This is a genomic window from Streptomyces sp. NPDC049687 (genome assembly GCF_044465285.1).
Taxonomy (GTDB): Bacteria; Actinomycetota; Actinomycetes; order Streptomycetales; family Streptomycetaceae; genus Streptomyces.
Genome location: NZ_JBITLN010000004.1, coordinates 358,914 through 381,879 on the forward strand (window position 1 = coordinate 358,914; position 22,966 = coordinate 381,879).

The 22,966-nt window shown below is 70.9% G+C and carries 17 protein-coding genes and 4 pseudogenes; 14 read left to right on the forward strand and 7 right to left on the reverse strand.

The features are described from left to right. Positions 1 to 303: 303 nt before the first annotated feature. From ACIBVL_RS15795 to ACIBVL_RS15805, 3 genes and pseudogenes are all read left to right on the forward strand, one after another. Positions 304 to 1,383, forward strand: coding sequence for a transposase (locus tag ACIBVL_RS15795; protein ID WP_399097930.1), 1,080 nt, complete (start codon positions 304 to 306; stop codon positions 1,381 to 1,383). 157 nt (positions 1,384 to 1,540) lie between these two features. After that, positions 1,541 to 2,009 (forward strand): annotated as a pseudogene (locus ACIBVL_RS15800) (transposase); the annotation flags it as partial. Positions 2,010 to 2,127: 118 nt separating this feature from the next. After that, positions 2,128 to 5,526, forward strand: a complete 3,399-nt coding sequence (locus ACIBVL_RS15805) for a BTAD domain-containing putative transcriptional regulator (protein WP_399097711.1) — start codon at positions 2,128 to 2,130, stop codon at positions 5,524 to 5,526. Positions 5,527 to 5,651: 125 nt separating this feature from the next. On the opposite strand, the gene ACIBVL_RS15810 is transcribed toward ACIBVL_RS15805, so the two are convergent. Both ACIBVL_RS15810 and ACIBVL_RS15815 read right to left on the reverse strand, forming a co-directional pair. Further along, on the reverse strand, positions 5,652 to 6,377 hold the full coding sequence (locus ACIBVL_RS15810) for a hemerythrin domain-containing protein (protein ID WP_399097712.1): 726 nt from the start codon (positions 6,375 to 6,377) through the stop codon (positions 5,652 to 5,654). A gap of 273 nt (positions 6,378 to 6,650) precedes the next feature. Further along, the gene (locus ACIBVL_RS15815) at positions 6,651 to 7,547 is read right to left on the reverse strand and encodes a transposase (protein WP_399097713.1); all 897 of its coding nucleotides are present in this window, start codon (positions 7,545 to 7,547) and stop codon (positions 6,651 to 6,653) included. A gap of 327 nt (positions 7,548 to 7,874) precedes the next feature. Here ACIBVL_RS15815 and ACIBVL_RS15820 point away from each other — a divergent pair, with 327 nt between their 5' ends. The 3 genes from ACIBVL_RS15820 (at position 7,875) to ACIBVL_RS15830 (ending at position 10,630) form a co-directional block, all read left to right on the forward strand. After that, positions 7,875 to 9,170, forward strand: a complete 1,296-nt coding sequence (locus ACIBVL_RS15820) for an MFS transporter (protein ID WP_399097714.1) — start codon at positions 7,875 to 7,877, stop codon at positions 9,168 to 9,170. 125 nt (positions 9,171 to 9,295) lie between these two features. Then, the gene (locus ACIBVL_RS15825) at positions 9,296 to 9,703 is read left to right on the forward strand and encodes a hypothetical protein (protein ID WP_399097942.1); all 408 of its coding nucleotides are present in this window, start codon (positions 9,296 to 9,298) and stop codon (positions 9,701 to 9,703) included. A 21-nt stretch (positions 9,704 to 9,724) separates the two neighbouring features. Beyond that, complete coding sequence (locus ACIBVL_RS15830; RefSeq protein WP_399097931.1) at positions 9,725 to 10,630, forward strand: type VII secretion system-associated protein; 906 nt, start codon at positions 9,725 to 9,727, stop codon at positions 10,628 to 10,630. A 131-nt stretch (positions 10,631 to 10,761) separates the two neighbouring features. On the opposite strand, the gene ACIBVL_RS15835 is transcribed toward ACIBVL_RS15830, so the two are convergent. Together ACIBVL_RS15835 and ACIBVL_RS15840 are read right to left on the reverse strand one after the other, a co-directional pair. Next, a complete protein-coding gene (locus ACIBVL_RS15835) occupies positions 10,762 to 12,939 on the reverse strand; it encodes an ATP-binding protein (RefSeq protein WP_399097715.1) in 2,178 nt (725 codons plus the stop codon). A 91-nt stretch (positions 12,940 to 13,030) separates the two neighbouring features. Further along, positions 13,031 to 14,332: pseudogene (locus tag ACIBVL_RS15840) on the reverse strand (BTAD domain-containing putative transcriptional regulator); the annotation flags it as partial. A gap of 177 nt (positions 14,333 to 14,509) precedes the next feature. On the opposite strand from ACIBVL_RS15840, the gene ACIBVL_RS15845 reads away from it, so the two are divergent. Both ACIBVL_RS15845 and ACIBVL_RS15850 read left to right on the forward strand, forming a co-directional pair. Then, on the forward strand, positions 14,510 to 15,211 hold the full coding sequence (locus ACIBVL_RS15845) for a hemerythrin domain-containing protein (protein ID WP_399097716.1): 702 nt from the start codon (positions 14,510 to 14,512) through the stop codon (positions 15,209 to 15,211). Further along, a complete protein-coding gene (locus ACIBVL_RS15850) occupies positions 15,208 to 16,122 on the forward strand; it encodes a pyridoxamine 5'-phosphate oxidase family protein (RefSeq protein WP_399097717.1) in 915 nt (304 codons plus the stop codon). The genes ACIBVL_RS15845 and ACIBVL_RS15850 overlap by 4 nt, the downstream gene beginning before the upstream one ends. Here the strand turns inward: ACIBVL_RS15850 and ACIBVL_RS15855 are convergent. Further along, a complete protein-coding gene (locus tag ACIBVL_RS15855) occupies positions 16,088 to 16,384 on the reverse strand; it encodes a hypothetical protein (protein WP_399097718.1) in 297 nt (98 codons plus the stop codon). The genes ACIBVL_RS15850 and ACIBVL_RS15855 overlap by 35 nt on opposite strands. A 173-nt stretch (positions 16,385 to 16,557) precedes the next feature. On the opposite strand from ACIBVL_RS15855, the pseudogene ACIBVL_RS15860 reads away from it, so the two are divergent. Next, a pseudogene (locus ACIBVL_RS15860) lies at positions 16,558 to 16,772 on the forward strand (VapC toxin family PIN domain ribonuclease); the annotation flags it as partial. A gap of 3 nt (positions 16,773 to 16,775) precedes the next feature. Here the strand turns inward: ACIBVL_RS15860 and ACIBVL_RS15865 are convergent. Next, positions 16,776 to 17,264 (reverse strand): hypothetical protein, encoded by a 489-nt coding sequence (locus tag ACIBVL_RS15865; RefSeq protein WP_399097943.1) that lies wholly within the window; start codon positions 17,262 to 17,264, stop codon positions 16,776 to 16,778. A 161-nt stretch (positions 17,265 to 17,425) separates the two neighbouring features. Between ACIBVL_RS15865 and ACIBVL_RS15870 the strand changes: the two are divergent. From ACIBVL_RS15870 to ACIBVL_RS15885, 4 genes and pseudogenes are all read left to right on the forward strand, one after another. After that, positions 17,426 to 17,756, forward strand: a pseudogene (locus ACIBVL_RS15870) (transposase); the annotation flags it as partial. Positions 17,757 to 17,788: 32 nt separating this feature from the next. Further along, positions 17,789 to 19,090: a 4-carboxymuconolactone decarboxylase gene (pcaC, locus tag ACIBVL_RS15875; protein WP_399097719.1), complete on the forward strand. Its 1,302-nt coding sequence runs from the start codon at positions 17,789 to 17,791 to the stop codon at positions 19,088 to 19,090. Between the two features lie 43 nt (positions 19,091 to 19,133). Then, the gene (locus ACIBVL_RS15880) at positions 19,134 to 19,769 is read left to right on the forward strand and encodes an MBL fold metallo-hydrolase (RefSeq protein WP_399097932.1); all 636 of its coding nucleotides are present in this window, start codon (positions 19,134 to 19,136) and stop codon (positions 19,767 to 19,769) included. Between the two features lie 30 nt (positions 19,770 to 19,799). Further along, entirely contained in the window at positions 19,800 to 20,579 is a 780-nt protein-coding gene (locus tag ACIBVL_RS15885; RefSeq protein ID WP_399097720.1) for an exodeoxyribonuclease III, read from the forward strand. A 1-nt stretch (position 20,580) separates the two neighbouring features. On the opposite strand, the gene ACIBVL_RS15890 is transcribed toward ACIBVL_RS15885, so the two are convergent. Further along, complete coding sequence (locus tag ACIBVL_RS15890) at positions 20,581 to 22,275, reverse strand: SGNH/GDSL hydrolase family protein (protein ID WP_399097933.1); 1,695 nt, start codon at positions 22,273 to 22,275, stop codon at positions 20,581 to 20,583. 194 nt (positions 22,276 to 22,469) lie between these two features. Here ACIBVL_RS15890 and ACIBVL_RS15895 point away from each other — a divergent pair, with 194 nt between their 5' ends. Continuing rightward, complete coding sequence (locus ACIBVL_RS15895) at positions 22,470 to 22,889, forward strand: DUF6278 family protein (RefSeq protein WP_399097721.1); 420 nt, start codon at positions 22,470 to 22,472, stop codon at positions 22,887 to 22,889. Positions 22,890 to 22,966 lie beyond the last annotated feature (77 nt).

Consider the following 22,966-nt stretch of genomic DNA (forward strand, 5'->3'; position numbering starts at 1 on the left):
CCCCGGGGCGGCCGACGCGGTCGCCGAGCTGTCATCCGTGACGAGGTCGACCACCGCCTGCGCGTGCCGGACGCCGCGCAGGGCAGCGCCGTCGGCGGGCAACGAGGCGTGGGCGGTGCCGACCGAGGCTGGGCCGCCCGGCTTCCGCACCGAGAGGTTTCAAGGGTGGCGTGGGAGTGCTCCCTCGCAGTCCGCTGTCGAAGGTGACCGCCCCACGTGACGCCGTCAACCCCTCACGTCGGCATCCGGCTGCTCCTTCCTCAGCACCATGTCGAAGGACCTGGCGTACGCCACAGACCTGACCTGGGTGACCCAACGTCCCCCGGCCCGATCGGCCTGGCCACCGCCGCCCACCTCATCGAACGGGACATCGAACCGCTGGTGCTGGAAGCCGGTCCGTCGGCCGGCACTGCCGTCCGCGACTGGGCGCACGTCCGGCTGTTCTCCCCCTGGTCCGAGGTCATCGACCCGGCCGCCGAGAAGCTCCTCGCCCCGACTGGCTGGGTGCGGCCCGACGGGGTGACGTATCCCACGGGTGTTGACTGGGCCGAGAGGTATCTGCAGCCGCTTGCGGACGTGCTCGGCGACAAGGTCCGCTATGGCGCGACCGTGATCGGTGTGGCCCGCGCCGGGCGCGACCGCATCGTCGACGCGGGCCGTGACGAACAGCCCTTCACCGTGCACATCCAGACCGCGGACGGCCGCGAGGAGCGCATCATCGCCCGCGCTGTCATCGACGCCTCCGGCACGTGGTCCACCCCCAGCCCGATGGGCGCCGACGGCCTGCCCGCGCTGGGTGAGAAGTCGGCCGCCGACCGGTGCGGCGGCGAAGCCGACGAGCTCCCTGCCCGCGGCGCCCTCGGCCTGCGCGCCAAGGCAGCCGTCGACGAGGATGCCGTCGCCCGGGCCACTCGCATCACCCTGAGGCTGCTGGCCGAGCGCATCGAGCAGCTCACGGTGCAGATCGATGAGCTGAATCAGCGACTGACCGGGCTCGTCGAACGCCACGCCCCGCAACTGCTCGCACCGGTTGGCATCGGCCCGGACTCCGCTGTCACGCTCCTGATCACCATGGGCGACAACCCTGAGCGGCTGAGCACCGAGGCGTCCTTCGCCGCCTTGTGCGGGGTCAGTCCCATCGAGTACTCCTCGGGCCAGCAGAACTCGCGTCGCCTCAACCATGGCGGCGACCGGCAGGCGAATGCCGCTCTGCACCGCATCGTGTTCACTCGACTGCGCCACGACCCGAGTACCCAGGCGTACTACGAGCGCCGCACGCAGGAGGGCAAAACCCGTCGTGAGATCATCCGTTGCCTCAAGCGATATGCTGCCCGCGAGGTCTTCAACCTGGTCCCGACGGCCTCCACCGACCCCCCGTTATAGGGGCGTCCGTGACAGAGGATGCGCGGCGGAGGCCCTGTGTGCGGCAGCGGTTCTGGGGGAGCGCTGTGCCATCGGTATCTGGGCGAATGACCGACCGGCTGGACGCTGCGCTTGGGCAACCTGATCTGACTCATCCGCGTGAATGAGTCCTTTTTTGGGCAATACCGGGAGCCTCAACCTGCTCTACCGCTACATCACCCAGGGCCGCGCCGAGGGCGACCAGCCGGTCACCACCCCGCAGCGCTTCGCCCGCCTCCTGCTCACCCACCCCGAGTACCTGCGCGACAAGGACACCGCACTACTGCGGGAACTCACCGCAGCCTGCACCGAGATGACGGAACTCGCGCGACTCACCCGCGAGTTCACGCAGCTACTGACCCCGGCGGAGGGCAACGACGCCAAGCTCACCAAATGGATCACCACGGTCCCCGCCGGTCGGCCTGCCCCACCTGCACTCCTTCACGAACGGCCTCGAACTCGACCGCGCCGCCGTCGACGCCGGACTCACCCTCCCGTACCACAACGGCCGCACCGAGGGCGTCAACAGCCGAACCAAGCGGATCATGAGGCAGATGCACGGCCGAGCCGGGTTCCCCCTGCTCCGCCACCGCATCCTCCTCCACTGATCACCACACAGCGCTACCACCGATTACGGGGCAGAGCCATTTTTTTGACGGTCCACTTGGTGAGACATTGGCGGGCCGGTTCGTTCATCGGCCTCACCTGTTTTAGGGTCGCCGTACCATGGTCAAGATATGCGTGCTTGGCCCCCTGCGGGTCGAGGTTGAAGGGCAGACGGCGAACTTCGGCAGCCGCCTGACGCGTGCGATCCTCGCCCAGCTGCTGATCGCACGCGGGGCGTACGTGCCTGTGGACCGGCTCGTGCAACAACTGTGGCAGGAGACCCCGCCGCCGAGCGCTCACGCTTCCCTGCAGGGCTATATCGCGAGGCTGCGCCGAGTCCTGGAACCCGACCGCCTGCCACGGGCGCCCGCACGTTTGTTGGCCAGTGCGCCGTATGGTTATGCCCTGCGGCTGTCACCGGACCAGCACCTCGTGGACGCCTGGCACTTCGAACGCGAGCTGGCGGCCTGCCTCGCGCTTCCACCGGGGCATGACGCCGAGGTGGCTCACCGGTTGAAGGCGGTGATGAACCTCTGGTCCGGAACCGCCTACGCCGAGTTCGCCGATGAACCGTGGGCGGCGGACGAGAGTATGCGCTTGGAGGAGCTGCGGCATGCCGGGCGCGAAACCCTCGCTGCTGCCCGCCTGAACAGCGGCGCTCTGCACGAGGCACTCGCGGACGCCGACACGCTCACCCGCGAGCAGCCGCTGCGCGAGGAGGGCTGGCGCCTGTTGGCTCTCGCTCTGTGGGCAAACGGCCGCCAGGGGGACGCTTTGGCGGCGCTGCGGCGGGCCAGGGACAGTCTACGGAACGAGCTGGGTGTCGACCCGGGCCCCGGACTCGTCGAACTGGAACAGGCCGTGCTCCAGCAGCGGCTGGACATCCTGCATCGCTCCACGCGTCCGGCCGTCACCGACCACCCGCCGCAGGAGATCGCGTCCTCGCAACCGACCTCACAGCGTGCAACTCAGGTTGCGCCGGTGGCGGCCGCCGAGCTCCTGGGCCGGGACACCGAACTGACCGAGCTGGCGTCGGCGGCAGCCCGGGTACGTCAGGGTCGGGGGCAGGTCGTCCTGCTCTCCGGTGAAGCGGGAATCGGCAAGTCCAGCCTGCTCGACCACCTGGAGAGCCACCTCCCCGAACAGGGGTGGCTGGTAGCCGGCGGACAGTGCCCGGAAACCGACGGGGTACCTCCCGGCTGGGCCTGGTTCGACATCGTCGGCACCCTCGCCGTCGCCGCCCCGCCCGCCGATGACCTCGTCGCGCTGCTGTCGGGCGACGCCCCCGACGCCCCCGAAGCGTGGACGGCCACAGACGGCAACCGAGCCCGCCGCTTCCGCATGCACCGGTCTCTGCTGTCCTGGCTCCGGGACATCGCTGCCCAGCGCCCCCTGGCCCTCCTCTTGGACGACCTTCACCGAGCGGACGAGGAAAGCCTCGAACTGTTCCTGCTGTGCGCCGAGCAACTGCGTACCGCCCCACTGCTTCTGGTCGCCGCCTACCGTCCTGACGAAGGCAACATGACCAAGGCTCTCGGCCGCCTGGCGCGTTGCTCCCCACTTCGTCTCGCGCTGAACGGGCTGACCGCACCGCAGGCGCGGCACCTGGTGCAGCAGGTCTGCCCTGTCGCGGTGAGCGATCAGGCAGCCGTCGCTCTCGCCGAGCGCACCGGCGGTAATCCGTTCTACCTGCGCGAGAGCGCCCTGCTGCTTGCCGAAGAGGGAGAACGGGAGGCTCTCGCCCGGGTTCCGCAAGGCATTCTCGACACATTGCGGCGCCGTTTCGCGCGCTACGAGCCGGCCGATCTCGCGGTGCTGCGGCTCATGGCGGTGGCCGGACGACAGACGACGGTGGATCTGCTGGTCGCCGCGGCCGACGCGGACGAGGAGCGGGTTCTTGACGCTCTGGATGCAGGCGTCGCTGCCGGACTGGTCGTCGAACCCGGTCCCGGCCAGGTAAGGTTCTGCCACGCGCTGGTCCGCGAGGCCTTGGAGGCCGACCTTACCGAACTGCGTCGGGCCCGCATTCATTCCAGGCTGGGCCACTGCCTGTTGAAGCTCGGCTCCCGCGATGTGGCGGCGGTCGCTCATCACTTCCTTCGGTCCTGCAACGTTCTGGCCGCTGACGCGCCGCTCGCGGTGGAATACGCTCGCAGAGCCTCGGAACAGGCGGTCCAGCGCTACGCGCCGCACGTGGGCGAAGTCCTGTTGAACGGGGCTCTGGAGTGTCTGGAGCGACACCCTGCGGCCTTCGCCACGACGGACGCCCCGGCACTGGAGGTGGCGCTGCTCGGCCGTCTCGTTCACATCCGGGTCCGGCTCGGCGCGATGCTCGGCGCGCAGCAGGCCCTCGGCCGGGCGGTGGAGCTGGCGCGCAGCCACGGGCGCGACGACCTGATGGTCGCTGCTTACAGCTCGTGGACCGAGCCCACCCCGTGGTACTCACGCGGCTACGGGATCACCGACGCGGTGGCCGTTGCGGACCTGACCCGGCTGCTGAACCGCGCCGACCTGGAGCCGCGCCAGCGGTGCCTGTTGCTGGACAGGCTCGCCTGCGCCCACGACCTCGCGGACGTCCATGCCGAGGAGCCGGCGCGTGAGGCCGTGGCGCTCGCCCGCAGCCTGGGTGAACCGCGTCTGGTCGCCCTGTCGATCACCTCGCTCCTGAGAATCGTCGACTTTCTGCGGGGCCCGGACGCAGTGCTGACGCTGAACCGGGAACTCGCCGTGCTCGCCAAGGCCGACGACATGCCGGAGTACGCCTGGATCGCGGAGTACACGGCTGCACGAGTGGCCGCGGTCAGTAACGACCTGCCCGCTCTCAATCGTCATCTCGACCTGGCCGATGAACTGGCGCGGAGCCATGAACTGGCCGGCACGAACGCACTCGGCCTGCTGCGACACCCGATGCTCGCCATGGCGGAGGGTCGCTTCCAGGAGGCCGAGCAGGCCCTGCTGAAGGCCGTGGACGTGTTGCGCGAGCAAGGAATGGTGAATCTGGAGGGTCTTGTCGCCCTGGCCCTCGGCTGCATGCGGCAACAGCAGGGCCGACTTGCCGACATCGCTCCCGCGGTACTGGCCGTGTACCGGCAGATCCGCCCCACCGGCGAGGCTCTCCCCGTCCTCGCCCTGCTTGCCGTCGGCGATGCAGAAGGCGCCCGAGAGGTGTACGCCGAGCGAATCCCCCTCCGGCGCGATTTCTCCTTCTCCATCCAGGCGACGCTGAGGGCCGTCGCCGTCGTCGCCCTGAACGACCGTGCCGAGGCCGCCGAGCTGTATCCGATGCTGCTGCCCTTCCGGGACGAAGTGGCCGGGGCCGCCAGCCTCTGCATCGCTCTGCGGCCTGTGGCACAGTCCCTCGGGGAACTCGCCGTGCTTCTCGGCCACAGGCATGAGGCCCGGGAACACTTCATGCGAGCCGAGCGCGTGGCCAACCAGTGGAACTCCCGGCACTGGGCCGACGCCGCCCGCGATTCCCTGACCGCACTTCGGAACGGGGGCCTCGAACTGCGGGCATGAGGCGTTGCCGTACCGGTGAATGCGTGACCGGCGCCGCACGACTGCGAAGAACCTGTCGGCGCCGATCGTGCGCCGGACGGCGTGGCGCGCAGCTGTCCCTGCAATGCGCTGTGGCCGGAGCTACGTCAGCTGTGGGGGGAGCCGTAGGCGCGGAACGGCGCCACACCCGCCCCAACCTGAAGGCTGGGGGCGTCTGCGAAGACGGTCCTGGTACCCGCCTGCACGGTGTACAGATCGTCACGCACCAATCGGCGGCGTCGCGCGTACTGGCGCCGCCCGACCAGCCTCAAGGCCAGGCGGCCGACGGCAGGGACCCGGGCGAGGAAGTAGGCTCGCTCCTGTGGGTTGGCTTCCTCCAGGATGGCACCGAGCGCGAGCATCAGTTTGTCCTTCGGGACCGTCTCGAGACCGTGCTTGCCCACGCGGTCCCATTCCGCGACGGTCAGGTGATCCTCGATCAGCGGGAGCACCAGCTTCTCCTCGTGGTCGAGGTGGACGAGCAGGATTTCACGGTGCTCGTCGAGGGCACCGGCGAGCAACTCGCCGGCGTCCTTGTGCGCGCGCTCGCGCCAGAAGGGCAGGGTGGTACTGATCGCGGCCAGTGTGATGTCGATCGCCTGGTGCTGATTCTTCATCAGCTCGACCACTTCCTGGTGGCCGCTTGCCCGCTCCGAGAGCAGCGGCCAGATGAGTTCTTCCTCCAGGCTGTGATGGTGGTGCAGGCCGGTCAGATACTCTTCGATGTTCTCGGCCAGCAACTCCGCCCGTGCGGTGTCACCGGGAGACACCGCACGGACCAGACGCGCCAACAGACCCGACTCCCGGCGGAAGATGCGGTGGATGACCACCATCGCGTCAGTGTACGGACGCTCGCCCGTGGAACTGCTGTCGGTCTTCCTCTTGGCGGACACGTGAACCTCTCCGGTAACGCACGGCGTAGTACTGGCAATGCCAGATGTTGCGGGCCCGCGGTTGGAGCCGACTTGGCATCGGGTGGCAACCACGGCCCGGGCAGTCCCCTGTTGCACTCGGTCCGTTGAGGTGGATCGCGTATCGGTTCGCCCTCGACCAGCAGTGCCGGATGTGGCCTCGCTTCCGATGTGGTGTGGGGGCGAATGGGGCCACTAGGGATCTTCAATGGCTGAGGTTACGGCGGTTGGAAGTCGAGGACGGTCTTGGCGATGAGGCCGTCGATGAGGCCGCGTCGGTGCTGCATCCGTTTGAGCCGGGTCTTCACCAGCGCGGTGAGCCTGGTCGAGGCTGTGTTTGGTGAGGTGGGCCAGCGACGGTTTCAGGTGCGACCACACGCCCTCAACCGGGTTGAACGCGGGTGCGTACGGGGGCAGCTGGTAGACGGTCAGCCGTAATCGGGCCTCGATCAGCTTCCGCATTCTGCGGCTGACGTGCGTGTTGAGATTGTCCCAGACCAGGGCGACCGGGCCGCCGAGCTGCTGGTGTGCGGCGTCGAGCGGGCGGGCGTAGTCGGTTTTGGTGAAGCCCTTACGGCGCCCCTCCGCCGGGCCGCGATCAAGGTGGATCGACCGGTGGCCGGACTTGGTCGCCTGGCCGCGGTCCCCGAACCCGAACCCGCGCCGGCACCCTCTCCATCCAGGCCGTCCGACGAAGCCGACAACCCAGCCCGCCGCCACGCGAAGCGGCGGTGCAGGAGGTGACCGACACCGGTCGCTCGCTCCATGCCGCAGCTCGCGAGCTGGGCCTGAACCGTTGCACGGTGTGCAAATACGCGCGAGCCGGATCCGATACAGGCACCACCCACCGAGGCTCACAGGGACTGTCCGGAGAGCAAGTGGAACCTTCACAAGCGGGCACCAAGTCGACGCCAAGACAGTCGCGACACGCTGGGCCCCGTCGCCCGTCCTCGGTCCCCTCAAACTGTCGCGGACAACACCCTGAGTCCTGATGGTCAAGGCGTAGCGCTCGAGGCGGATTCGTTGCCAGCTTGCAGTCAACTCCTCGCAACAGCCACCATGCCCTGCGGACTTCCGCACCTCACTTGACATTTCAGTCGACCTAAATATTCTCTGCGAGTCAAGAAAATGCGAGTTAAACCACGCTCCGGTTGGCCGGAAAAGCTTCTCTTGTGCTTGATAATTCACGCCTACTGGGGCTGCTCATATCTCATATCCGCCATCCAGGCACGGTCCAAAAAACCTGGTCATAGATGGACCGCGAAACCTGCTGATAAATGCGCGAGCGCGGATGCAGGTTCAGACTCCGGGTATTTGGAGGAGTCGGCCCGGTGCCCACGAGGCCGCTGCATACCGCACCACATCGATCGTTCGAACGCTCCCGACGGAGCCACTTACCCCGAGGATTAGAGCCCTCCCATGGCTACACCATCCCTCGTCGCGCCAGTTGAGGACCCGCATGATGGCGTCACGCCTATGCGCCGCCTAGCCCCGGCCATCATGATGTCTGAATTCGCCTTTACCATCGCGCTGGCGACCCCCGTCCAGTTGTTGCTCGCTCTTCACCTCGACGCCATCGCAGGTGCCGGGGCTGCGACTGCATTCGGTATCATCACCGGCTTCGGCGCCCTGGTCGCGATACTGTCAAGCCCTGTTGCCGGCCGGATTTCAGACCGCACCCGCACTCGTCTCGGCCGTCGCCGCCCCTGGATGCTCATCGGTTCTCTGTTCGGTGCACTGGCCTTGGTCGCTGTCCCCTTCACGACCGAGGTCTGGCAGATCGTGCTGCTGTGGTGCGGCGTGCAGATGGCCTGCACGTTTCAACGGGCCGCGAGCAGTGCTCTGGTAGCGGATCAGGTGGTCAAGGAACGAACGGGGCGCGTGACGGGGCTGCTTGGCCTGGCCGCCGCGTCGGGACCGCTCGTGGGATTGGCTGTTGCCAATGTGGCCCCGGGGGGCAGAGCCGGCCAGTGGCTGGCGGTAGCACTGTTCGCGCTCGGGGCCACGACTATCGCATTCTTGCTGCTGCGTGAGCCACGCAGCGACTCACCGAGATATCCGCTGAATCTGCGGACCATCGCCACGTCATTCTGGTTCGACCCCCGTCGACACCCGGCGTTCGCATGGGCATGGTTTGTCCGCTTTTTGATCACCTGTGCCTACGCCTCCAGTACGTACAGCACCTTCTTCCTCATGGAGCGCTTCGATACAAACGCAGAGGAACTAAGCCGTGTCGTGCTCCTGCTCGGGCTTCTCACGATCAGTTGCGTCGCTGCGTCCTGCGTAGCCGCGGGGTATCTCTCCGACTGGGTCCGACGCCAGAAGCCGTTCTTGGTCTTCTCCGGTGTGCTGGCTGCTGCGGCTCTCGTGTTGATGGCCTGGGCCCAGAACATGACATTGATCTACGTCGGAGTGGCCATCATGGGCATCAGCATGGGAACGTTTCTCTCCGTCGACCTCGCTGTGTGCGTGCGCGTTCTGCCCAGTAGGACCGACTCGGCCAGGGATCTAGGGATTTTCAATGTCGCCAACTCATTGCCGGATTCGCTCGTACCGCTAGCCGCGCCAGTAATGCTGACGATCGGCGGCTATACCGCGCTGTTCGGCACCTTGGCCGCGTTCGGTCTGCTCGGCGTCCTGGCGTGTTCCAGGCTTCCCGAGGTCGGACGCGAGGGTGAACCGGGCCGCTGGACTGTGCCGATCACGCGCAGCTGATCCTGTCACCTCATTGCACGGTGACACCGAACCATCGTCCACGAAAGCGCCGACACAGCAGACGCACGGCTTTCATCTCATCACCGCACCAGAAACGGTGCGCGTTCCGGGGTACGAGGTGGCGCATGCTCGCGACCCTGACACGAAGGACTCAGCGATTGAGCTGGTCAACGGGTAGGGATGGACTCGGAGTCAATCAGCAGGCGCAAGCCGTCGGCCTCATTCACCATTCACCGCATGGCGCGATCGGAATAGCGCTGAGCGAACCTGCACCGCGTCGGGCAGGGGCGGCGGACGGCCTCGGCATAGGCCGCGGAGCCGTCACGGCACACGACCTCGACGCGCGGATGCACGCGCAGCCACGCTTCCAGCGTCTGGTCACCGTGCTGACGCCGGGCATGCTGGTCCTGGCCGACCGGGGCTTTCGCGGCTTCGATCGGGAAATCGTCACGCCGGATCGGCGGGAGGCCGAGCGGAACAGGACCTGCCACGACAGGCACCTCGCCGCGCGGCCGACCCAACCGGGTGGATGATGATGCACCGTCGATGCCGCCCTGCTCGCTCCCGACCACTGGTTCGGCCTCGTCGACGCGGCTTGGCGCGGTACCTGGCCGCCGCCGATGTGGGCGGTGGTGGGCCAGTGGCGCTCCGATGACGCAGGCCGGCTCGTGGAGTGGCAGAGCAATCCGGAGTACCATCCTTCTCCCTCCGCGCGCGGCTGGTCCCGGCCCACCGACGCGATCGACGCGGCGGTGCAGCGGGCCGCGTCCGGCTACGGCGGGGACAACGAGGTGCCGGTCCTGGTCGCCCGGGCGGATGTGGCCGTCTACGTACGGCCGGACGGGGAGTTGATGACGGCGGTGGCGCCGGACGGCAGTGCCGTGGTGCCGGTTCTCACCTCGCAGTTCCAGGTGGACAGGGCGGGACGGCTTGCCTACGAGATTCACCCGGTGCTGGACCTGATGGAAATGGTGCCGACGGGGCACGCGCTGTACCTCAACCCGGCAGCCGAGGTGTCCATGAAGTTGGACCTTGAAGCGCTTGAGCAGGCCCTTGCCGTGGTGAGGGGCGAGGCCGCCGTAGGGGACGAGGTCGGCGAAGAGCAGGGCACTCCGGCGGACGCGGCTGACCGTGACGCCGGCCCATCCGCAGAAGAAGCCGACCGGCAGGACGACGAGCCGGTCGTCGGCGCGACCCGCATCGAAACCAGTGGTTCGGCTCCCACACCCGTCGTCCCTCAACGGGCCGCGGCCGACTCCGACGGAAGTCCGCAGACTCCGCCAGGCGCGTCGGACACCGATGACGCTTTCGGTACCGGGCAGCGAGCAGCGGCCGAGGGAGTCGGTGGCGTTTCGGAGACGCCTGCTGCCGTGTCCCAGGCGACCGATCACGCCGACTCCCCGGCAGCCAGTCTCGCGGAAGGGGCCGCGGCAGCGTTGATGGGCGCGTCCGGCCGCTGACGGCATCCGGTTCCGTCGTACGACGCCAGCAGGTTCTTGGGACCGTCGGGGCTTCTGCCCAGTGCCCGGCACAAGACCAGCGTGCGCCGGGCGCAGGCAAGGCGTGCGCCCTCCAGGCGCCCTGCGCCACGTCAGGCCAGGATGGTGCGTCGCCGTGCCCGGTCCGCCGCCAGCTCGGCGGCGGCCCGGTGGGCGTCGGCGGTGAGATGGGGCGAGCCCCACGCCTGCGCGGTGCGGGCGGCCAGGGCGTAGTGCTCGGCGGCGGCCCGGTGCTCGCCCAGGAACCGGTACAGGTCGCCGAGAGCGTGGGCGAGCGGACGGGTCGCGTAGGCCATCCCGGCGGCGCCCGCGAGCTGCTCCCGGTAAGGCAGCAGCTGCCCTACCAGCGCGGCCGCGGTGGCGTGGTCGTCCTGCAGGACGGCGAGCCGGGAGCGCATGTCGAGTTCGACGCCGTAGAGGTGGTCGGTCACCGGTTCCGGCGGGAAGTCCACCGCACGCGCCTCGTCGAATCTGCCGAGGCCGGCCAGGGCGAGCGCGAGCATGACGCCCACGGATGGCCCCGTGGAGTCGTACACCGGGCGAATGATCCGCTCGACCTCGGCGATGCGTCCCTGGGCGAGCCGTACGGTGATCAGCCCGAGGGTGCGCAGGCCGGTGGCGTGGTGCGCCCCGACCCGCTCGAGCAGGCCGTCCGCCTCGGCGTATCCGGCCTCGGCGGCGTCGAAGCGTCCGGCGACGGCGGCCAGCATGGCCGAGGTCGCGGCGCCCAGCCCCTGCGCCCAGAGCATCCGGTAGCGGCGGCCGAGGGCCAGCCCGTCGGCGGTGTGCCGGCGGACCGCCTCGGGATCGTTGAGGGCGGCGGCGGTCATGCCGTCGAGCTGCTCGCAGATCCAGCGGTAGGCGGGCAGGTCGTGGGCCCGGGCCAGCTCGCGCAGCTCGGCGACCAGGGGAGGGCGGGCGGTGGCCTGTCCCTCGTGCGGCAGCAGCCTGGCGGAGGTCATCAGCGCGGCGGCCAGCAGGCGCGGTTCGCCGCCCGCGCGGGCGAGCGCCAGCTGGGTGCGGGCCGCGTCCAGGGCTCGTGGGGCGTCCTCGGCGGCCACCGCGTCGACGAGGACCTGGAGCACCCGGGCGCGGGTCGGGTCGTCGAGGCCGGGATCGGCCGCCAGCTCCTCCAGCCGGGCCAGCGCGCCACGGTCGTAGACGCCCTCCAGCCGACTCCGCCAGGGCGAGGGCTCGGTCCAGGCGCCGTAGACCGCCGCCACCAGGTCGCCCCGGCCGGCCTGCTCGGCCAGTTCGACGGCCCGCTGCCGGGTGCCCCGCGCCGCCTCCGTGGAACCGGCCCGGATCTGCGCCCCGAGCAGCCGCACCAGCAGCCCGACCGTGTCCTCGGGCCGCAGGTAGGGGTCGGGCACGGACGTTGTGTGCACGTCGATGGCCTGCTGGATCAGGCCTACGGCGATGTCGTGGGCGTAGCGCCGCTCGGCGACCTCGGCGGCGCGCAGCGCGTAGTCGACGGCGAGGGGCGCGTCCGAGGGGCTGCCGGAGCGGGCGAAGTGGTGGGCCAGGGCGGCGAGGTCGTCGGGGCGGTGGCGACGCAGCGCGCGTGCGATACGGCCGTGCAGCCGGGCGCGGCGGACACCCGACAGGTCGGTGTACACGGTGTCGCGGACCAGCGCGTGCACGAACCGCACCCGTCCGGGTCCCGGCTCGGTGAGCAGGTCGGCGGACAGGGCGGCGTCGAGTCCCTCCACCACCTCGTCCTCGTCGGTGTCGGCCGCGTCGACCAGCAGCGCCACCTCGGCCTCCAGACCCACGGCGGCCGTGAGCCGTACGGCGGCCCGGGCGCCGGCGGGCAGCAGCGCCAGCCGTCGGCGCAGCACGTCCCGGACCCCCTGCGGTACCTCCGACACGGCGACCAGGGCGCCCTCGCCGGCGAGCAGCCGGGCGCTCTCCAGGACGTAGAAGGGGTTGCCGCCGGTGCGCTCGGCGAGGACCGCCACGGTCGTCGCATCGACGGGCCCGCCGCAGACGGCGTCGACCACGGTGGCGACGTCCTCCGGCGGCAGCCCGCGCAGCGCGACGCGATGCGGGGCACCGAGGGCGAGCTGGGCGAGGGTCTTGACGAGGTGCTCGCCCCCCTCGGCCGGGCGGTAGCTGGCGACGGTGAGCAGCGGGACGCCGGTGACCGCGGCCGCCACTTCGAGCAGGGCGAGGGTCTCGCCGTCGGCATGGTGCAGGTCCTCCAGGACGGCGGCGAGCGGGGCGGCGGTGGCGGCGGCCTGTAGCCAGGCGGCGAACGCGCGGTGCATCCGGAAGCGTCCGGCGGTCGCCTCGTCGCGGGGCGGCCGTGCTCGCGGGCTCGCGCAGCAGCACGTCGAGTTCGCCGGGCCGGGCCGGGGGTAGGTCCCGGGCCAGTTCGCCGAGCGCCTCCACCCATGCCCAGGCGGGCGGCGCGCCCTCGTACTCGGGGCACCGCCCGACAACCACCGCCCATCCGTCGGCCCGCAGCACGCCGACGAGCCGCTCCAGCAACGCCGACTTCCCCGCCCCGGCCTCCCCACTGACCAGCGCCACCCCTCCCCCGCACCGGGCCTCCCGCGCGGCGGCTTCCAGGGCACGCAGTTCGCCGGTACGGCCGACGAAGAGGGCGTTCCCGCTACGGACCTCGCCGCCCGCGAGGCCCGTAGCGGGCACCCCCGTCCCCGGCCCGACGGCGGGCAGCCCGGCGCCCTCCCCGATCCCACCCGACACCGGGGTGAGCACGAGCCTGGCCGACGGCGGAACCCCCACGGCCGACGGCGGAGCGGCCCCCGTCGCCTGAGCGGGAACAGGCGCCGCCGCGGCCGGAGCGGGCACGGCCGGCACCGGCACGGCGCCCGACGCCGGAGTCGGGACAGGTGACGCGGAAGCCGGCACGGCCGACGCGGTATGCATCGGGGCGGCCGTGTCCAGTACCTCCATGCGCTGGGTGAGCACCGCCCGTTCCAGTTGCGCCAGCGCCGGGCCCGGGTCGCAGCCCAGTTCCTCGCGGAGCGTCCGCGTCGCGCGGCGCAGGGTGGCGAGGGCGTCGGACTGGCGGCCGCAGGCCCAGTGGGCGAGGGCGAGCAGCCGCCAGCCCTCCTCCCGCAACGGTCTCTGCCCGACGAGGACTTCGGCCGCGGGGACGGCCTCGGCCACGCGTCCGGTGCGCAGGTCGGCCGCCACGGCGAGTTCGCTGGCCTCGGTACGCAGTTCGGTCAGGCAGGCCACCTCCGAGGCGGCCCAGGTCTCGTCCGCGTGCTCCGCGAAGGCGGGCCCCTGCCACCACCCGAGGGCCTCGGTGAGCAGCGCGCGGGCCTCTTCGGCCGGGGCACGGCGGGCCCGGCCCACCGACGCCTCGAAACGCCAGGCGTCCACGGCGTCCCGGGACAGCCGCAGGGCGTAGCCGGGCGGGGCGGTGACCAGGACGGTCGCCGGGGTGTGGGGCGGCCGCCCGGGTTCGAGCGAGCGGCGCAGGTTGGAGACGTAGCTGTGCAGGGACACCCTGGCCTTGGCGGGTGGTTCCCCGCGCCACAGCGCGTCGGTCATCCGGTCCACCGGCACGACACCGCCACGGGCCGCCGTCAGAAGGGCCAGCACGGCTCGCTGCCGGGGCGTGCCCAGATCGACCGGTTCGCCCCCGACCTCGGCGCCCAGCGGACCCAGGACTCGAATACGCAGCATGCAGTGGGAATCTACCCGAATGGCGGTTCCGTCACGTGAACTGACTATGAACGCGGCCCCCGAGCCGAGCGGTCCGACGGGCGCCAAGCGGACGCCAAGCAGATTCCCACCGGAGTCCAAGACGTGGGCCGACGCTGGAAGCCTGTTGCAGGCATCTGATCGTTGGAGATTCCGAGCGTGTCCCCCAGCAGTACGACGGGCGAACTTCCCCAGGCCGAGCGGCCGAACACCCACGAGATGGTCGTGGTCCACCGTGTCTTCCGCCGCGAGTCGGCGCTTCTCCCTCGGTTGGTGCGCGCGGTGCCCGGCGGCGCCTCGCTGCGCGCGGCGCAGGTTGCGGAGCACCTGCGCACGTACGTCGGCGGTCTGCACCACCATCACGCGCTGGAGGACGAGCTGGTCTGGCCGTTGCTGCACGCACGCGCCGCGCAGGACGACGAACTGGTCTCCCGGATGGAGGAGCAGCACCGGCGCATAGACGTCAGTCTCGAGGCGGTCGCGGAGTGGACGCCCGCCTGGGAGCAGGCGGCGGACCGCGTCGCCGGGACAAATCTGGCCCTGGCGCTGGACGCGCACCGTACCGTCCTGCTCGAACACCTCGACGACGAGGAGCGGTTGGTTCTTCCGCTCGTTGCCGAGCATCTGACCGTCGCGGAGTGGGACCTGGTCGGCACGCGCGGTCTGGAGCAGGTACCGAAGAACCAGCTCTTCATCGCCCTCGGCGCCCTCCTGGAGGAGGCCACGCCCGAGGAGAGCGCCTACTTTCTCGGCAAGGCCCCTCTCGTCGGCCGTCTGCTGTGGAAGGTGGTGGGCAAGCGCCAGTACGCCGCCGCCCGCCGGGCGATCCGTGGCCCGCTGGACGGGGGGCACAACGCGTGAGCCTGCTCGACCCCGCTCCGCACGACGTCCTGGATGCCTACCGGACCTGTGAGTTCGTGACGCTCGGCAAGGACGGTACCCCGCTGGTCTGGCCGACAGCCGCGTGGCGCCGCCCGGACGGGACGCTGCTGCTGTCCACGACCCTGGCGTTCGCGCAGAAGGCGCTGAACATCCGCCGGGACGGCCGGGTCGCCCTGCTCTTCTCCGACCCCACCGGCAGCGGCCTGGACCGGGCCCCGGAGATCTTCGTCGGCGGCCGCGCCGAGTGCCCCGACGAGATCAGGACCGGTCCGCAGGGCGCCGAGGACTACTGGCGGATGCTCTTCGAGCGGCAGCCGCACAGCAGGGCGTACGTCTCACTGCCACTGCGCCGCACGATGGCCTGGTACTACCTGCGTTTGCTGATCACCGTCACCCCGGAGCGGGTGATCGTACGCGAGCCTCCCGCACCCCTTTCCGAGTCGCCCCGCCCGAGCACGCTCCCGGGAGCCACCCAGCTGGCCCGCTATCCGAGCGCGGTGCTCGCCGCCCGGGACGCCTCCGGGGCGCCGGTGCTCGCCCGTGCTCGGCCCGTACCCGCGGAAGGCGGCTTCGAGATCAGCGTCCCTGCGGACTGCGCCGCCGTCGCGGGCGCGGCCTCCCTGCTGGTGCACCGGCACGACGAGAGGCTCAACCACATGCACAACGCCTTGGTGCGCGGCGAGTTGAGAGGGACTGGGAGCAACACCTGGCTGCTGGTCCCCGAGCGGGTCGTGGAGCCCATGGGCTCCGGACGCCCGAGCGACGCGTTGAGGGTACTGCGCAGTACGCACCGGGCCACTGCCCGCTATCTGGAGCGGCGCGGTATCTCCCGACCGCCGGTCCAGTGGGCGGAGTTCAGAGATCTGGTGGCCGAGGCCAAGCGCCGGTGACGCGGACCGGCCCGGCGATATGTGCGGTGACGGTGTCGAAGATGTCCATCCAGGCGTTTGCGTCGCCGAGGGCCGACCCGTTGGGGCATGGCGGCAGGACAGCGGGCCAGGACCGGGACGGGTACGCCGAGCCGGAGGTACATGCCCGGCCCGGCTCCTCGACGAGTTCGGCGTACGCGTCCTCGTAGAGCTCGTACTGCGGGCCGTCGTGGGCACGGTCATCCACGTCAGCCCTGGCGTTGACGAGGTATGCCGTCCTCATGCATGTCGAGTGGAAGTCGGCGTGGGTGCCGACAGGGTTAGCAAAGCAAGGAGCCAGGTGCGTCGGTTACCTCAGACGCTACTTCTGCCTGTAGGTGTCAGAGGCGCTGCCCCGTAGACCGCACGGCGATCTTGCAAGGCACGCTGGGGGCGATCGCGGGGAGCTGCGTGCGTGCGTCAAACGAAGCCATCATGGCTGCGGGGCTCCTGGTGATGTCCCCGCTGCTGCTCTCGGAGACGGACCACGTGCCACGCACGAGCTCGGCCGTGAAGCGGCGCTCAGCGCGGTCGACGACATCTGACATTGGGTGCGACGAGGCCGTGTCGTTCTGTCCGAGATCACGGATGATCATCTGGGTTTCACCCAGTCGGTGTGCGCCCGCTATCGCGACTCAGGGGCCGTAGGGGCTCCAGCGCCCGAGGAAGGGCCTGAGGTCGTCGGCTCCTGGTTCGGCGACGTGCTCGGTCCGGTCCTGTTCCTCGAGGACGCGGAACCCCACGGTCTGGCCCTGTGCGGTGATGGTGAAGTGGGGAGACGCTCTGCGGCGGCGATGAGACGGGGGCGCGAAGCCGGTCGCTCCCGCCGAACAGGGGTGTCCTTCGGCCTCGGCAGCGGTGATCAGCGCCTGGATGAGCCGGAGAGCACGTCCTTGGGCGGGCCTGGTCAGGCCCAGCGGCTGTTGTTCGTTCTGCATGGCCCGGACCACGGTGTGCGGGCGGGTGAGCCGGGCGGGCACGGGGACGGGTTCGAGGACGGCGAGGCGCCATGCGGGGATGTCGACGAGCTTGATCTCGTACCCGCTACGGGACCAACCCCCGTACAGCTCCTTCGTCTCGGAATCCTTCCGGATCTGCGCGCCGCGGCGATCCGGGACGGCCACTTCCCGGAGTCTGGACCGCTGCCGGAAGCTTGACGATCTGGCCGCCTGCCTTCGCGAGCTCTTGCAGAAGTTGCTCCGTGAATGTCACGCGACGCTGTGGGGGAGGGCTTGGCTTTCGCGCGGAGGCCGGAGTTTCCTGCGCTCGGGGGGACGGGGACGAGGCCGCGGTTCTGCAGATCACCATGGGAGACAACCCAGAGCGGCTGAAAACCGAGGCGTCCTTCGCCGCTCTGTGCGGAGTCAGCCCCATCGAGTACTCCTCGGGCCGCCGGGTCTCGCGCCGGCTCAACCGTCGCGGCGACGCCAGGCCAACGCCGCTCTGCACCGTATCGTGTTCACCCGGCTGCGCGTCGACCCCCGCACCCAGGCGTACTACGAACGCCGCACTCAGGAGGGCAAAACCGACGTGAGATCATCCGATGCCTCAAGCGATACGCCGCCCGAGAGGTCTTCAACCTGGTCAGGACGGTATCCAGCATCCCCCCGTTATAGGGGCGTCCGTGATACGTGAGAGGGTCTGAGGCGTGAGTGAGACACCGTCGAACACCCTGCAATACCGCTTTGACGGGCCAGAAGAGGCTCCCGTCCTGATCCTGGGTCCCTCCCTGGGCACCACCTGGCACATGTGGGACCGCCAAGTCCCCGAACTGGCCCAGCAGTGGCGGGTCTTCCGTTACGACCTGCCCGGCCACGGCGGCGCCCCCGCCTACCCGGCGGGCGCCGTCGCCGACCTCGCCGAGCGTCTGCTCGCCACGCTCGACGGGCTCGGTGTGCAGCGCTTCGGCTACGCGGGCTGCGCGTTCGGCGGCGCCGTCGGTGTGGAACTGGCCCTGCGCCACCCCGAGCGGGTCGCCTCGCTGGCGCTGATCGCCGCCTCACCGCGGTTCGGCACGGCGGACGAGTTCCGCCAGCGCGGCGTGATCGTCCGTACGAACGGGCTGGACCCCATCGCCCGCACCTCGCCCGACCGCTGGTTCACCAGCGGGTTCGCGGCCGCACAGCCCGCGATCACCGAGTGGGCGGTGCAGATGGTGCGCACCACCGACCCCGGCTGCTACATCGCGGCCTGCGAGGCGCTCGCCGCGTTCGACGTCCGCGCCGAACTGGGCATGGTCGGCGCCCCGACGCTGGTCCTGGTCGGTTCGGACGACCAGGTCACCGGCCCGGCCGAGGCCCGCATCCTGGTCGCCGGCATCCCCGACGCCCGCCTGGCCGTCGTACCCGGCGCCTCGCACCTGGTCCCGGTCGAGCAGCCCGCGGCCGTCACCGACCTCCTCGTCCGGCACTTCTCCACCGCCTGGCAGCCCGCCTACGAGTCCAGCACCGGACAGACGGCCGTGCCCGGCATTCCCGTCAGGGCCGTCGTGACCGCACCCGTGCAGCCGGTGCCCATCGCGGAGATCGCGCCCGCCCCCGTCGTGGAGCCGCAGCAGGTCATGGGGCGTCCCGACCCGTACGACGCCGGCCTGAAGGTCCGCCGCGAGGTCCTCGGGGACGCGCACGTGGACCGCGCGCTGTCGCAGGCCGACGACTTCTCGGGGGATTTCCAGGAGTTCATCACCCGCTACGCCTGGGGCGAGATCTGGGACCGCCCCGGCCTCGACCGGCGCTCCCGCTCCTGCGTCACGCTCACCGCGCTGGTCGCCGGCGGCCACCTGGACGAGCTCGCCTTCCACACCCGCGCCGCCCTGCGCAACGGCCTCACCCCCGACGAGATCAAGGAGGTGCTGCTCCAGGCGGCGGTCTACTGCGGCGTACCGGCGGCGAACAGCGCCTTCCGGGTGGCGCAGCAGGTCATCCGCGAGGAGACCACTCCCACCGAGTGAGCGGTACGACCCCGGCGGCGGGCAGGATGGATCCATGACGTCCTTGAAGCTCACGAAGAAGTCGCACTCCTGCGTCCGTCTCGAGAAGGACGGACGCACGCTCGTCATCGATCCGGGCGGATTCAGCGAGGAGGACGCGGCCGTCGGCGCCGACGCGATCCTGGTGACGCACGAGCACCCCGACCACTTCGACGAGGGGCGGCTGCGGGCGGCGATGGAGGCCGACCCGGCCGCCGAGATCTGGACCCTGCGCTCGGTCGCGGAGAAGATCTCCGCCGCCTTCCCGGGCCGCGTCCACACCGTCGGCCACGGCGACACCTTCACCGCGGCGGGCTTCGACGTGCAGGTCCACGGCGAGCTGCACGCGGTCATCCACCCGGACATCGCGCGCATCACCAACGTCGGCTACCTCGTCGACGGCGGCCGCGTCTTCCACCCCGGTGACGCCCTCACCGTCCCCGGCCGGACGGTCGAGACGCTGATGCTCCCGGTCATGGCCCCGTGGAGCAAGATCTCCGAGGTCATCGACTACGTCCGCGAGGTGAAGCCGCAGCGCGCCTACGACATCCACGACGCCCTCCTCACCGACCTCGCCCGCCCGATCTACGACCGTCAGATCGGCGCCCTCGGCGGCTCGGAGCACCTGCGGCTGGCGCCCGGGCAGAGCACGGCCCTGTGAGTGTCGGTGGCGCCCGGTAGGTTGTGAGACATGCGCATCGCGACCTGGAACGTCAACTCGATCACCGCCCGCCTGCCGAGGCTGCTGGCCTGGCTGGAGAGCAGCGGCACGGACGTGCTCTGCCTCCAGGAGGCCAAGGTCGCCGAGGAGCAGTTCCCGTTCGACCAGCTGCGCGAGCTGGGCTACGAGGCGGCGGTCCACGCCACCGGCCGGTGGAACGGCGTGGCGGTGCTCTCCCGCGTCGGCGTCGAGGACGTCGTCAAGGGCCTGCCCGGCGACCCCGGATACGACGGCGCTCCCGAGCCCCGCGCGCTCTCGGCGACCTGCGGCCCGGTCCGCGTCTGGTCGGTGTACGTGCCGAACGGACGGGAGGTGGACCACCCGCACTACGCCTACAAGCTCCAGTGGTTCGAGGCCCTGAAGGCGGCCGTCGCGGGCGACGCGTCCGGCGGCCGCCCCTTCGCGATCCTCGGCGACTACAACGTGGCGCCGACGGACGACGACGTCTACGACGTGGCGGCCTTCGAGGGGCTCACCCATGTCACCCCGGCCGAGCGCGCAGCCCTGGCGTCCCTGCGCGAGGCCGGCCTCTCCGACGTGGTCCCGCGCCCCCTGAAGTACGAGCACCCGTTCACGTACTGGGACTACCGCCAGCTCTGCTTCCCCAAGAACCGCGGCATGCGCATCGACCTGGTGTACGGCAACGAGCCGTTCGCGAAGGCCGTCAAGGACGCCTACGTCGACCGCGAGGAGCGCAAGGGCAAGGGCGCCTCGGACCACGCGCCGGTCGTCGTCGACCTGGACGTGTAGCTCACAGCACCCCGAGGTCCACGGCGTCCGCGAGCGCCGCGTACCCGGCGTCCCCGGGATGCAGATGGTCCCCGCTGTCGTAGCCGGGCAGCAGGCGGGTCGGGGCGGCGGGGTCGCGCAGGGCGCGGTCGAAGTCGAGGACGGCGTCGAAGGCGCCGGCGTCCCGGATCCAGGCGTTCACCGCGGCCCGCTCGGCCTCCATGGCCGCCGTGTAGTTCCGGGAGCCGCCGCAGGGCGGCAGCGTCGCCCCGAGCACCCGCACCCCGCGCTCGCGCGCACGCCCGGTGATCTCCCGCAGCCCGGCGATCACCTCGAACGCCGTCGTCCCGCTCCGCACGTCGTTGATGCCCTCGAACACGACGAGTGTCCGCACCGCCGTCTGCGCGAACACGTCCCGGTCCAGCCGGTGCAGTGCGCTCACCCCGGAGACGACCGCGGACACCCCGTCACCGGGGTAGCGGTCGGTGACGACACGGTTGCCGGCGATCCCGGCGTTCAGGACGCCGTAGCGGGGCACGGCGTGCTGCCCGCGCAGCCGCCCGGCCAGGGCGTCAGGCCAGCGCCGGTCGGCGTCCACCGTCGAGCCGGCCCCGTCGGTGATCGAGTCCCCGAGCAGCACCACCGCCCCGGGCCCGCCGCCCACGTCCACTCCGGTGAGCAGCGGCCAGTGGGTGACCGTGGCGGTGTACGCCGTCGCGCCGACGTCAGCCGTGTGATCACCCGGCTCGCTGACGTACGACCGCTGCACCGCGAGCCCGTGCAGGGGTGCCGAGACCACCGGGCCCGGCAGATGGAAGCTCACCAGCAGATCCGCCCCGGCGGGTACCGGAAAGCCCATCGGATCGGTGAGCGCCTGCGTTCCCGCCGGCACCTCGACGCTCCGCAGGCCCCCGAAGGACACCGGGACCGGCGTCCCCGCCACGGCGGCCTCCCGGGCCCGCAGCGCCACGGTCGCCGCCCCGATGCGCACCGGTGCCGAGGCGAAGGTGTTGTCGAAGCGCAGCCTCAGCCGGCGCCCGCCCGCCGAGGTGTGGACGACCAGGCGCAGCGTCCGGTCGGTCCACGGCCCCACGGCCGGCTGCCCGGACGTCGCCGCCGCCCAGGTCCCCGTCCAGCCCGGCGACGCCTCCCGCACGGCCAGCGCGAACACATGCAGCCGGGGGGCCACCGGCAGCCGTACCGAGACGACCTCGCGCCCCCGCGCCAGAGGCACCGTCACGACATACAGCCGCGCCGCCTCCGCGAGCAGCCCGCGGGGCGTGCCGACGTGCGGGAGGGCGAGCGCCTTGGTGGCGAGCGGGCCGGTGCGCCAGTCGGGAGCGGCCAGCCAGTACGGGGAGCGGGAGCCGTCGGCGTACGTGACGCTGCCCGCGCCGCCCACCTCCCGGCCGCCCGTGCCCGTGACCAGGAAGGCCAGGGCGTCACCGTGCCCGCCGGCCCGTACGGTCTGCCCGGTGGCGCGGACGTTGTCGGGGGCGCCCGGCGGGCGGCGCGGCCAGGTCAGCCGGGCCCCCTGCACGATCAGGGTGCGGCCCGGACGCCAGCCGGCGGCCGCCAGATCCGACGCCGGCAGGAACCCGCCCGCGCCGTCGAGATCCACCGCGGCCGTATTGTCGTACAGTGCGTCCAGTGGCGGCGGGGCCGGTGGCGTGGCCGCCTGCGCGGGGCTGAGCAGCAGCCCGCACAGCGCAAGCATCAGGGCAAACCCTCGGACACGTCGGCGCACGTACCGACTCCTCCCGCACCCGCCACACCAACAGCGCCTGGCGACGCTAGGCAGCCGGCCCCGACCGGTCAACGAGCCATGCGCGCCGGCGCCGCGAATTCGACCGTAAGCGGGTGCCCGCGCGCCTGTGGTGCGTACGTCGGTGCGAATGACACGCTGGACGTATGAACATCCCTTTCCTGGGCAACAGGCGCAAGAAGCACGGTGAAGCGGTCCTGGCCGCGGACCCCGAGGGGGTCGCCGAACTCCTCTCCGAGTGCGAGCTGCTGCGCTCCCAGGCGGCCCGGGCGGGGATCAGACTCGACGACACCGCCGCCTCGTTGGAGGCGCTCGACCAACTGGTGCCGCTCTGGCGCGACGACGAGGAGATCCTGCCGTGGCTCGGCAACGACGCCGGGTTCTACCTGGGCACGGTCATCGTGCGTACCGTGCCCGGTGCGGTGTGGGACTTCTGGCCGGACGGGCAGCCCGTCGTCCGGCTGGCGTCGGGCCGGGAGTTCGACGTCGTGACCGCCGGACAGGAGTGGGTGGTGAACGGGGTCCCCGAACTGTCACAGCTGTACGGCGAGGTGGCCGAGAACTGAGGCTCCCGCGCACCCGGTATAAGCCCGACGTAAATACGGCTAATGCTCGAAAAGTGCGTGTCGGATCCTGGCTCCGG